9 protein-coding genes are annotated in these 10,034 nt (G+C 67.4%); 6 read left to right on the top strand and 3 right to left on the bottom strand.

The window, feature by feature from the left end; genetic code table 11:
- Positions 1 to 323: 323 nt before the first annotated feature.
- Positions 324 to 1,151 carry a hypothetical protein gene (locus DLJ59_RS36790; RefSeq protein ID WP_208648526.1) on the bottom strand — a complete coding sequence of 276 codons (828 nt, stop codon included), beginning with the start codon at positions 1,149 to 1,151 and terminating at the stop codon, positions 324 to 326.
- Between the two features lie 39 nt (positions 1,152 to 1,190).
- On the opposite strand from DLJ59_RS36790, the gene DLJ59_RS02480 reads away from it, so the two are divergent.
- Entirely contained in the window at positions 1,191 to 1,880 is a 690-nt protein-coding gene (locus DLJ59_RS02480) for a TetR/AcrR family transcriptional regulator (RefSeq protein ID WP_124770893.1), read from the top strand.
- 155 nt (positions 1,881 to 2,035) lie between these two features.
- Here the strand turns inward: DLJ59_RS02480 and DLJ59_RS02475 are convergent, their stop codons facing one another.
- Positions 2,036 to 2,734, bottom strand: a complete 699-nt coding sequence (locus DLJ59_RS02475; RefSeq protein WP_124770892.1) for an alpha/beta hydrolase — start codon at positions 2,732 to 2,734, stop codon at positions 2,036 to 2,038.
- Between the two features lie 63 nt (positions 2,735 to 2,797).
- Between DLJ59_RS02475 and DLJ59_RS02470 the strand changes: the two genes are divergently transcribed.
- Together DLJ59_RS02470 and DLJ59_RS02465 are read left to right on the top strand one after the other, a co-directional pair.
- Positions 2,798 to 3,382, top strand: coding sequence for a TetR/AcrR family transcriptional regulator (locus tag DLJ59_RS02470; RefSeq protein ID WP_208648527.1), 585 nt, complete (start codon positions 2,798 to 2,800; stop codon positions 3,380 to 3,382).
- 216 nt (positions 3,383 to 3,598) lie between these two features.
- Positions 3,599 to 3,859, top strand: coding sequence for a hypothetical protein (locus DLJ59_RS02465; RefSeq protein ID WP_124770890.1), 261 nt, complete (start codon positions 3,599 to 3,601; stop codon positions 3,857 to 3,859).
- 120 nt (positions 3,860 to 3,979) lie between these two features.
- Here DLJ59_RS02465 and DLJ59_RS02460 read toward each other — a convergent pair whose 3' ends face one another.
- On the bottom strand, positions 3,980 to 7,138 hold the full coding sequence (locus tag DLJ59_RS02460) for an AfsR/SARP family transcriptional regulator (protein ID WP_244235797.1): 3,159 nt from the start codon (positions 7,136 to 7,138) through the stop codon (positions 3,980 to 3,982).
- 144 nt (positions 7,139 to 7,282) lie between these two features.
- On the opposite strand from DLJ59_RS02460, the gene DLJ59_RS02455 reads away from it, so the two are divergent.
- From DLJ59_RS02455 to DLJ59_RS02445, 3 genes are all read left to right on the top strand, one after another.
- Positions 7,283 to 8,314: a hypothetical protein gene (locus tag DLJ59_RS02455; protein WP_208648525.1), complete on the top strand. Its 1,032-nt coding sequence runs from the start codon at positions 7,283 to 7,285 to the stop codon at positions 8,312 to 8,314.
- A gap of 102 nt (positions 8,315 to 8,416) precedes the next feature.
- Positions 8,417 to 8,794: a hypothetical protein gene (locus DLJ59_RS02450; protein WP_124770889.1), complete on the top strand. Its 378-nt coding sequence runs from the start codon at positions 8,417 to 8,419 to the stop codon at positions 8,792 to 8,794.
- Positions 8,795 to 8,829: 35 nt separating this feature from the next.
- Entirely contained in the window at positions 8,830 to 9,642 is an 813-nt protein-coding gene (locus DLJ59_RS02445) for a chymotrypsin family serine protease (RefSeq protein ID WP_124770888.1), read from the top strand.
- The last annotated feature ends 392 nt before the right edge of the window (positions 9,643 to 10,034 follow it).

Below are 10,034 nucleotides of genomic sequence, written 5' to 3'. Positions count from 1 at the left end.
TACGCTGTGGCACGCGGCCACCGCCAGATCTAACGTTATGTCCACAACAGACAGACGATCATGCGGTGGCCGCACCTCGTCCACCAGCCCCAACAGCTACATCTCAAACGGCGGCTGTCGTACTAGCCGGGTTGACAGCCCGGGCCGATCGTCTTGCTATCCGCCCATCGGGACGGCGCCGTGAACGCGCAGCACTAGTTGGCATCGGTTTGTGCCGATCATCGGACACCAGTACGTCTCATATGTGCGACGTAGACGTAGCGGTGGTCAAGGATGCTTGACCACTGTCGAAACCCATTCCGCTCATGTCGATGAGCGGATGTCTATGCCTGCGCGCTTTCCGGCGGTTCGACGCGCTGCTGTGCTGGATGGCGACGCTGGCCTTCGGGTAGATCGGCCTGCCGCTGGACTGATCGAAATGGCTCACCGGAGCGGTGCGTCGGTGATTCGGTATCGCCTGGGTGGGCAACGGATGTCAGGCGGATCAGGGTGATGCTGTAGGCGACGATCCACACGACCCAGATCAGCCAGCCGGCAAGGCCGAGGAGACCAACCGGACCGGGGTCGTCGATGACCAGAGGGCTCAGTACGGCCGAGCCGAACTGGAGTGCGGCGGCCAGCAGGCCGATCCCGCTGTGCCAGCGGTGGATCAGGCCGGCGTGTCGGCCGCTGATGGACAGGCCGGTCATGGCCAGTGCCAGGAAGGTGCCGTTGAAGATGAACAGTGCGTCGTGCAGTGCCCAGAGTCCGGCGATCGTGCTGCTGTCCTGCGCGGTCGTTGACGCGAGCGCGAGCCGGGTGGCCATCACGCCGGTGAAGGTGATGTTCTGCAGGATCACCCCGGCGAATCCGACCAGGGACCAGGCTGTGCCTTGCTCGCGGTCGGATCGCCACAGCGCGGAGACCGCGCCGGCGCCGAACAGGGTGGCCAGTACCCAGGCGATCGGTGCGAGCGCTGACGCGAGGCCGACCGTGTTCTGTTGGGTGGTGAAGAACTGGACAACGTCGTTGCTCTCCGCGCCGGTGTGGGGCAGGCCGGCTGGTACCAGGAAGGCGTTGATGGAGGCGATCAGGATGGCGAAGCCGAGTCCGGCGAGTCCGGCGATTCGCGTGAACGTCCAGGTGCTTCCGACGCCGAATATGCGCAGCATATATTGAATATAAGGGCCGGAAACCGAAGGGGGCAAGCCATGACCGCCGAGGCAGGCAGGCGCAGATACGAGTCACTGCGCCGGGCGGCGCAAGCGGCAGAGACCAGGGGTGAGATCGCCAGCGCCGCTCGACGGCTGTTCCTCTCCCGGGGCTGGGCGGCGACCACGGTACGTGACGTGGCGCGGGAGGCCGGGGTCTCGGTGCCGACCGTCTACGCGGTGTACGGGAACAAGACCGGGCTGATCCAAGCCCTGGTCGACGCAGCAAACATCGCCGCGGATCCACCGCAGTCGCTCGCCGAACTGGAAGGGGCTGGGAACGATCCGGTGCGGCAACTCGCGGCGATGGCCGGCTACGACCGGCGCCTCTTCGAGCGCGCAGGTGACGTCATCGCGCTCGTGCGCGAGGCGGGCCGCACCGAGCCCGCGCTGGCGACCGCCTACCGCGACGGCCGTCAACAGGGGGACGAGACCAGGATCCAGGTGTTCTCGTCGTGGCCGGTCGGCGTTCTCCGAGAAGGATTGGACATACGGGCGGCTGTCGATATCTATGCGGCGATCTGCAACATCGACGTCTACACCACACTGACCGACGAACGCGGCTGGCAACCCGATCAAGTCGAACGCTGGTGGACCGAGGCCCTGGCCCGCGAACTCCTGACGACCACGAAGACCACGCCACTTCGTCCCACGGGCACCGCTTCCAAAGCCGGCCGGGCGCTGCCGTGACTAGCCGTCGACAGCCGGTCGAACTTGATCCGGTATCCGCTTCTGCCGCTGACAAGGCGCGGCGATCGTGGGCGTGCTCCCCGGTCGACCGATGCGGCTGCCGTCCCGGCGGTTGTAGGCGGCGTACATGCGCCGCACCAGCTGCGGCGCCCTGGTCATGAAAGCCCGGTCAGGATGTCGGCGACGGCCTGCGGCTCTGACAGGAACGGGTGGTGGCCTGTCGGCAGTTCGACGACCTTGTCGGCGCGGCGGGAGAACTCGCGCTGCGCCGATGCTGGAGTGCCGCGATCGTCGGCGCACACCACGTACGTTGTCGGCAGGTCGTGCCACGCCACCTGCCGCACCGGCTGCTGGGTTACGGCAATCGTCTGCCGGATCAGGCGAGCCGCACCCTCGCGTACGATGTCGGGCGGGCAGTCCTGCATGAAGGTCTCGGCGAACAACTGCGGTACCGCGCCGAACGTGCCGCCCTCGGGGTCGAAGTCGAGGAACGGCGGCGGTTTCGGAGCTCCGAAGGTGGACAGCGACTCGCCCGGCTCGGGCAGGTAGCTCGACACGAAAACCATGTGCCTCACCGATGCGATGCCCGCGGCGGCCTCGGCCGCGACGATCCCGCCATAGCTGTGTCCCACGACCACCGTCGGCTCATCGTCGGCGGCCAGCACCGCCCGCACCGCCGCGACGTCCTCCGGCAGACCGGGACCGTTCGAACCGGCGGGCCGGTCGCCCTCACCGCAGCTCGGCAACGACGGCGCGACGCTGCTGATGCCACTCTTGCGCAGTGCTTCGGCGGTCGGGTGCCACCACCAGGCGCCGTCCCGGACACACGCACCGTGCACGAATACCACTCGCATCTCTGCCTCCTTCTTTGGCTGGAATCAACGTTAGACGTACCGCCAGTTACGTGAAAAAGTGTGATGGTGGGACGTCACCAACAACCCGAGATCCGCGACCGCATCCTCGACGCCTGCGTCGATCACGCGCTCGCCCACGGCCTCCCTGACCGTCTCCAACCGTTCGTGAAGGCGTCGGGCTGTTCGACCCGCATGCTGATCTACCACTTCGGGACGCGCGACGCGCTGCTGCGCGAGACCCTGCGCCGGGCGCGGCAGCGTCAACGCGAGTTCTACGGCGACCTGTTGTCCCCCAGGTCGGGCGAGCCTTACCTGAGCACGCTGCGGCGCACGTGGCAGGCCATGACCGGCCCCGAGGGGCGCCCCTACCTCAGCATGTTCGGCAAGCTCCGCGAGGACGCTGAACAGCAGTTGTGGCCGAACCTCCGGCGCGAGGCCACTACCGACTGGCTGCAGCCGCTGGAGGACGGCATGCGTATTATCGGCCGCCCCGAGCTCGCCACCCTCGTGCTGGCCGTCATCCGCGGCCTCATCATGGACATCGAGGCCACCGGCGACACGCCACGGGCCAACCGCGCCTTCGACGACTTCCTGGACGCGCTCGCCCTCATGACGACCGCGGGCACGGCCGACACAGCGAACGACTGAGTCGCTCACCCTCGGCCTGGTGAGGCAGCCGCCATTAGCAGTCTGACCTGCTGGGATGTGGCGGGGGTGAGGTCCAACGTAGACGAGCCCCTGAGTATCGGGCAGTGAGGAGTTACGAGACGTCGTTAGGCTTGCGCGAGCTTCAGCGTTGCGCGGAGCATCATCGGCAGTGGGGCAATGGGTCGTGTCGCCTCGGACACGAACCATAACCCCACGGTGCGCGCTGAGATCCACTGCAGCGCGCACCGTTTGCGCTTCGGCCTGGCAGGTGAGTCGGAGTCCGAGTTGCCGGTAGACCTCGGCTTTGCCGGCTGGATCGGCGTCGCGCAGCAAGGCGACGATGTCGCCGAGCGCTTGGACCAGGTCGGCGATTTGGGAGCGGCTCATCCGGCGTGGCTCTGTCTGCTGGGTCGTTTGAAGATCAGCTTCGGCTCGTGTCCGTTCGGCCTGGGTTTGGGTGATCCAACCGGTGACTAGTTGTTCTGCCCAGAGAGGTTGGGGACGCGGCTGGCGCCAGCCGTCTTGGGGCAACAGCACCCGACCACTTCGACCTCCCCTGGGAGGTCGAAGTGGTCGTCGTGGCCATGGACGGGATGATTACCGATGGCCCTTACCCGGAGACGCTGCCGTGTGGCCCGGCCTGTCACTTGCCGACATCGCTATGCCGAGTCCATGGACTCGGCACCCGAGGGACATCCGATCCTGGCCTGATCTCGCACCCGCGAGCTCGTTCTCGTCCCGCCTCGCCCGGATCTCGGCGAGCGTGTGCAGAGCGCGGGCCTCGACAAGGCGGTACCCGGCTTGGTGAGCGAGGTCGATGGCATGCGTGGCTCGGGCCTCGGCTTCGTCGAGATCGTCGAGGTTCAGCAGTGCTGCGGCCGAGCCCCGTAAGGCGTCGGCCTCGCACCAGCGGAAGCTGGTCGAGCGCGCGATCTGCAGGGCTCGGTCGTGGTGGGCCGCGGCTTGGGCGGACAGGCCCAACCGCAGACAGACGTCACCGAGCGCATTGAGCGTCCACGCCTCGGTACCGCGGTCGCTGATCTTCCTGGTCAGCTCGACCGCCGACCGGGCGTCGTCGAGGGTTTGCTCAGAAGGGCCGGTCTGACAGTGCAGCAGTGCGCGCCCGGACAGCGCGGTCGCTTCGCCGTAGTGATATCCGAGTTCACGGTTGGCGGCCAGCGCCTGGGCGTAGAACGCCTCGGCCGTATCCCGGTTGCCGAGGTCTCGGTGTACGTTCCCGAGGTCCACGAGCAGGACGGCGACGCTGAAGCGGGCGCCTTGCCGCTCTCCCATCTCCAGCGCCCGGCCGAAGTGTTCGAGCGCTTGGTCCAGCAGGCCCAATTGCCAGTAGGCGAAGCCGAGATTCGCCAGCGTCATGGCGGTCCCGGCCCCTTTGCCCAACTGATGTTGAAGGTTCAGCGATTCCAGCCCGCAGTCGATCGACGCGTGGGGGTTGCCGAGGCGCTGATGTACCGCGCTGAGATTGTTCAGCACGGCGGCGCGGCCTTCGTGCCAGCCGTCGGCCGCGTTCAGCCGTAGTGCGCTGTCGAGGTGGTCTTGCGCCTCGGTGTAGTGGCCCATGTTGACGTAGGCGAGCACAATGCTCTGGTGCATCGCAGCTTGCGCTCGTTCGTCGCCCTCGTCATGCGCGGCTTCGAGCGCCAACGAGGCCACGTCCACCCATTCCGCGCGGTGACCGCGCTGGTGGAAGTAGGCGCGGAGTGCGTCGGCGATGTGCCAGGCCAACGATCGTGGGCCTCGTGTCGCTGCCTGACCGACCGCGGCGGCGAGGGTCGGCCACTCGGCGTCGAGCCAGGCAAGCGCGCTGTTGCTGTCCGGGAAGCTGATCCCGCCCTCCACCTTCCTTGGCAGCCGGAGGAAGTGCGGGATGAGCTGCCTGCCCGCCGCGTCGGCCGTGCGCAGGTAGTGGTCCAGGACGAGTTCGCGAGCGTGTTCGCGCTCGACGGCCGTGTCTTCGGCCAGCGCCCGGTCGACCGCATACCGTCGGAGCAGGTCGTGAAGCCGGAAGCGCCCGCGTGTGTACTGCTCGATCAGGTGTGCCGCAGCCAACGCCTTCATCAGCCGGTCAGTCCGAGCCGGAGGTAGCCCGGCGGCCACGCTCGCCGGCGCCGCAGTGAACGTCGGCCCCGGCAGCAGCCCGAGGCGACGGAAGAGCAGCCGATGCTCCGCCGGAAGCGCCTTGTAGGACGAGGCGAACGCCCTTGTGATGGCACTCTCCTCGGCACCATCCACAGTGAAACCGGCCAACCGATCGCCCTCGGAGAGTTCCTGCACCAACCCGGCGATCTCCGGCTTCGGCACGGCGACGATGTTGGCCACCGCGATCCGCAGCGCGAGCGGCAGGTGACCGCAGAGATCCGCCAGCTCCCCGGCTGCGGCTGCTTCGGTGGCGACTTGGTCGGCGCCGAGCGCGGCCTCCAGCAGCCGGCGAGAGTCTGCGGCGGTGAGCACGGACAGCGATAGCGCTTGCGCACCGGTGCGGGCGATCAGGTCACCGAGCCGCTGCCTACTGGTGAGGAGGACCGTGCCCGCCGGCGGAATCAGCGCGTTTACCTGGGCAGCGTCGCGCACGTTGTCCAGCACCAGCAGGACGCGTTTATCAGCCAGCAGCGAGCGGAACAGAGCGGCCCGTCCAGCCACATCCGCCGGGATCAGTCGGGGATCGGCGCCGAGGCCGCTGAGCAGCTGAAGGAGTCCGGCGGATTCGCTGAGTGGGTCCTGCTCGGCGTCGAAGTCACGGAGGTCGAGGTAGAGCTGCCCACCCGGGAACTTCTCACGGTTGCGGTGGGCCCAGTGGAGGGCGAGCGCCGTCTTGCCGACGCCGGCGGTGCCACTGATTACCCAGATCTTCGTGCCCGGCGTGGACTCGAGCCCGGCGTCGAGCCGGGCGAGTTCTTCTATGCGTCCGACAAATCCCTGGGCTTCGTGCGGCAACTGTGCCGGTCGTACCGGCTCGGGTGGTGGCGTGTCCTTGGTTCTCGCGGCCGGCTTCAGAGCCGGGTCCGCGCGCAGGATCGCGGACTCCATCCACACCAGTTCTGGTGCCGGGTCGAGGCCGAGGTCGCCGGCCAGTCGCGTCCGCAGGGTGCGATAGACGTTGAGCGCGGCGGCGGTACGGCCGTCGCGGTGCAGCGCCAGCATGAGTTGGCCCACGAGCCGCTGTCGCAGAGGGTGGTCAGCCACGAGCCTGGTGAGCTCGGCGAGCAGCAGCCGGCCCTCGCCCAGCCGCAGTTGGGCGTCCAGGCGGTCTTCCAGCGCGGTCCATCGGGCTTCATGCAGGTGGCCGCAGAGGCGTTCTGCGATTTCCGTGGGCGCCACACCTGCGAGGGCCTCGCCGTGCCAGAGCGCGAGCGCCTGGTCGAACAGCTCGACGGCGCGCTCGTCGTCCGCGGAACCGGCCTTGAGGACCAGATCCGTAAACCGATGCGCGTCAATCAGGAGCGGATCCACATGTACGACGTAGCCGGCTCCCCGGCCGACGATCGCGGGCCCGTCGCCGGCCTGCCGAAGCGCCGCACGTAGGCGGGATACGAGCGTCTGAATCGAGGCTCGTGCGGACGCCGGCACCTCCTCGCCCCAGACGAGATCGACCAGTCGGTCCAGCGGCACCAGTCGGTTGGGCTCCAGCAGCAACACCGCGAGCACGAGGCGCTGCTTGCGCGAACCGAGATTGACCCGTTCCCTGCCCGCCCATGCCTCGACGGTGCCCAGGATTCTGAACTTCACCAGCGTCACCCCCCGATTGTCCGCCGTTCACCATTATGCCGCGATCGATTAGTCGTGGTCGTTTCGCGGGCCGAGGCGGACGCGTGCATGGCTTCTGCAAGCGCGTCATGTGACCGTGACCGGATCCGCCAAGCACCTGACAGGAGTCGATACGTGCGAAAGATCCTCACTGTGGTCGTGACCGCTCTGTCGGTCGTCATGTCCGCAGCGACCGTCGCGCATGCCGACGACGGACCCATGACCCGGGTGACGCTGACCAGCGCGAACAGTTTCCACTCGCGGGTCGAGGAGCGTCTGGTGAGCAGGACGGTCACCCTCGCGGCCGGAGCATCCCGGCATGTGCGCGGTCGCCTCGAGGCGACCAGCAGCGTGCAGCAGATCGTGTCGATGAACAACACCCTGAAGTGTGTGAACTCAGCCGGCGCAGTCGTCGGCACCACGTCGACGTCTTCGCGGAATCACGAGGGCTCGGACACCACTCATTACGCCAGGCCCGGGCACCTGCCGATCTACGCCGACCTACTCTTCACCGCGCCATCGGCGGGCACCTACACCTGCGGCATGTACGGGTACACGGCCTCCACCTCGCTCGATGGCTACTACCTGACCGCCGTCGCGACAGGCACGTGGCTGGAGGTCAGCGACACCAACCAGGTGGGTGCGCGGTGGTGGCAGAACCCGGCCTGCAGCAGCACCGGTACGTCGAGCACCTGCACCTACGTCGGCGCCGGCACGTCCACGGCCTGGGTTTTCTACAACGACGGCACCCCCGTCCACAAATGGAACGCCGCCGCCAACGCGACCTCGGCTCAGGCGCTGGCGACGCTAGAACTGACCACCTGCTACACGGGCACCGCGTCGTGCAAGAGCGCCATCGACGCGTACGAACGGCCGCGCGGGACGAACGCGGTGGTCGACGTGCGTTTCGAGTTCATCCAACTCGATCCGACCTCCCACACGTGCCGGACCACGAGCACCGCGACTTCGCGCAAGACGATCCGCGACGACGCCCACCACTACGTCGCGAACTTCTCCCTGACCGGCGTGCCGATCGATCCGACCTGCGGAACCCGGACCTTCATCATGCGGATCTTCGTGGAGCACGTCTCCGGCAACCCGATCAAGATCGACGGGGTCCAGAGCACGACCTCGTTGACGAACGGCATCGCCATGAACATCTTCTGACCGCGACTCAGCTCCGCATGGGGGCTGCAAGCGTCTTGCGAGCGCGCTACGCGACGGTATTCACAATCACTCATTCGTCCGCATCACCGACCAGGGAGCCCCATGCGCAGACGTACTGTGCTCGTCAGTTGCGTAATCGTAGCCGTCGTGGGAGCGTCGTCAGCCGCCCAGGCAGACACGCCCACACCCGAGAGCGAGAATTTCACCACCGCCGGCTTCGCCGCAGGCGTCGACACCGAGGCGATGAATCGGCAGTTCCACCGCCTCAAGGCGATGGCGGCCAATTACCCGGAGGGTTCGGGAAGCACGTACTTCGACGAGGCCACCGGGCAACTGGTCGTCAGATACGTGAAGAACCAGGAAGGCGACCTCTGGCGGGCAAACGGCAGGTCGATGCGCGCCCTCGCCGGTGAAGTGCCGATCCGGTACGAGGCGACGCCATCTCCTTGGCTCGTTTGGAGGAGGCGACCAAGAGCTTGAACGACTCCCGCGGTTGGGCTGGGGATTTGGCCGGGATGGTGCATCAGGTACGTCTCGACGAGCTCGCCGACCAGATCGTCATCGAGGCCGCTGGCGAGGCGGAGAGACTTGCCGCGGCAGCGATCCGGGCCACCGGGATCAAGCCGCGAGTCACCGTCTCGCGGACCGGTCCGGCCCAGCAGAGCCGCCGATCGGATACGGCGCCTTTCTATGGCGGCCTCGCGATCTGGGCGGGCAGCACCGGCAGCCCGTCCACGGCGAACGCTTACTGCACGACCGGGTTCCGGATGACTCGCGGCGGGACCAACAGCAACTGGGTGACAACCGCAGGGCACTGCGGCACCAACGGAGACGAGTTCTGGCACCCCGGTGGCTGGGCGCTCCGCGTGAGCTCGGACTACGAAAGCCTGGGCACGGACGTCGCGATGCTCGCACCCCTCGGAGACGTGTACTTCAGCCGTCACTCGTGGTTCGGCGAAAGGAACACCTCGACCGCGAATCCGGTTTCCGGGAAGAACACTGACTGGCCTGCTGTCGGCTCGGGGCTTTACATCTCCGGGGCAAACGGCGGGCTGGTCTACGGGCGAGTAACGTCGATCAACGGCAACTGCGGCGGTGAACGAATGGTCACCGTCGACACCGATACCGGTCATGCCCAGGACGGCGCCACCCTCGGCGGTGACTCCGGAGCCCCGGTGACCCGATGGAACACCGCCACCTCGGCCACCAATGATCTCGCGGCGGTAGGCAGCCATTCCTGCGGCAACTCCGTCGACACGTCATGGTTCGTACCGATCCACCGTGTCGAGGCGGCGACCGGCGCCGTCGTGGTGGTCGGCGGAAACTGACAGCTCCCGGCACGCGGGCGACCACAGGCCGCCCGCGTGCCGGAGGCTCACCGCGTGCCATCGTCCAAACCCGGCCGCGCGACCTCGTAGCATGGTTCGAGAGCAGGGCGGCGAGTTGCGCCGAGGGCGTGAACCAGCGCCGCCCTTGGTTCCCGTACGCACATGCTGCCGACGGGCGCGGCGATCATCAGCGTGATCATCGATCGACCCGTGCAGCAGCGGTAGCCGGTGCTGGCGCCAACGACAGCACTGGGCCGGCAGGTCACGAGCGGTCGGCGGTCGGCGGTTCGGTGCGACCCGGTTTAGGCGGAGCAGGTTGGGAGCAGCGAGGTGCCCCGAACGGCCTTGAACAGCGCCCAACAATGTCCGACGTCTCTTAACTGCACCCACCC

The sequence above is a fragment of the Micromonospora inaquosa genome (assembly GCF_003857055.1).
GTDB lineage: Bacteria > Actinomycetota > Actinomycetes > Mycobacteriales > Micromonosporaceae > Micromonospora > Micromonospora inaquosa.
The sequence above is the reverse complement of the archived record's forward strand: the minus strand, read 5'-3'. Positions and strand labels throughout refer to the sequence as shown.

Excerpts from the sequence above, each read along its gene's own strand:
- DLJ59_RS02480 (WP_124770893.1), top strand. The coding sequence starts at position 1,191 with ATGACCGCCGAGGCAGGCAGGCGCAGATACGAGTCACTGCGCCGGGCG.
- DLJ59_RS02475 (WP_124770892.1), bottom strand. The coding sequence starts at position 2,734 with ATGCGAGTGGTATTCGTGCACGGTGCGTGTGTCCGGGACGGCGCCTGG.
- DLJ59_RS02445 (WP_124770888.1), top strand. The coding sequence starts at position 8,830 with ATGGTGCATCAGGTACGTCTCGACGAGCTCGCCGACCAGATCGTCATC.
- DLJ59_RS02450 (WP_124770889.1), top strand. The coding sequence starts at position 8,417 with ATGCGCAGACGTACTGTGCTCGTCAGTTGCGTAATCGTAGCCGTCGTG.
- DLJ59_RS02470 (WP_208648527.1), top strand. The coding sequence starts at position 2,798 with ATGGTGGGACGTCACCAACAACCCGAGATCCGCGACCGCATCCTCGAC.
- DLJ59_RS36790 (WP_208648526.1), bottom strand. The coding sequence starts at position 1,151 with ATGCTGCGCATATTCGGCGTCGGAAGCACCTGGACGTTCACGCGAATC.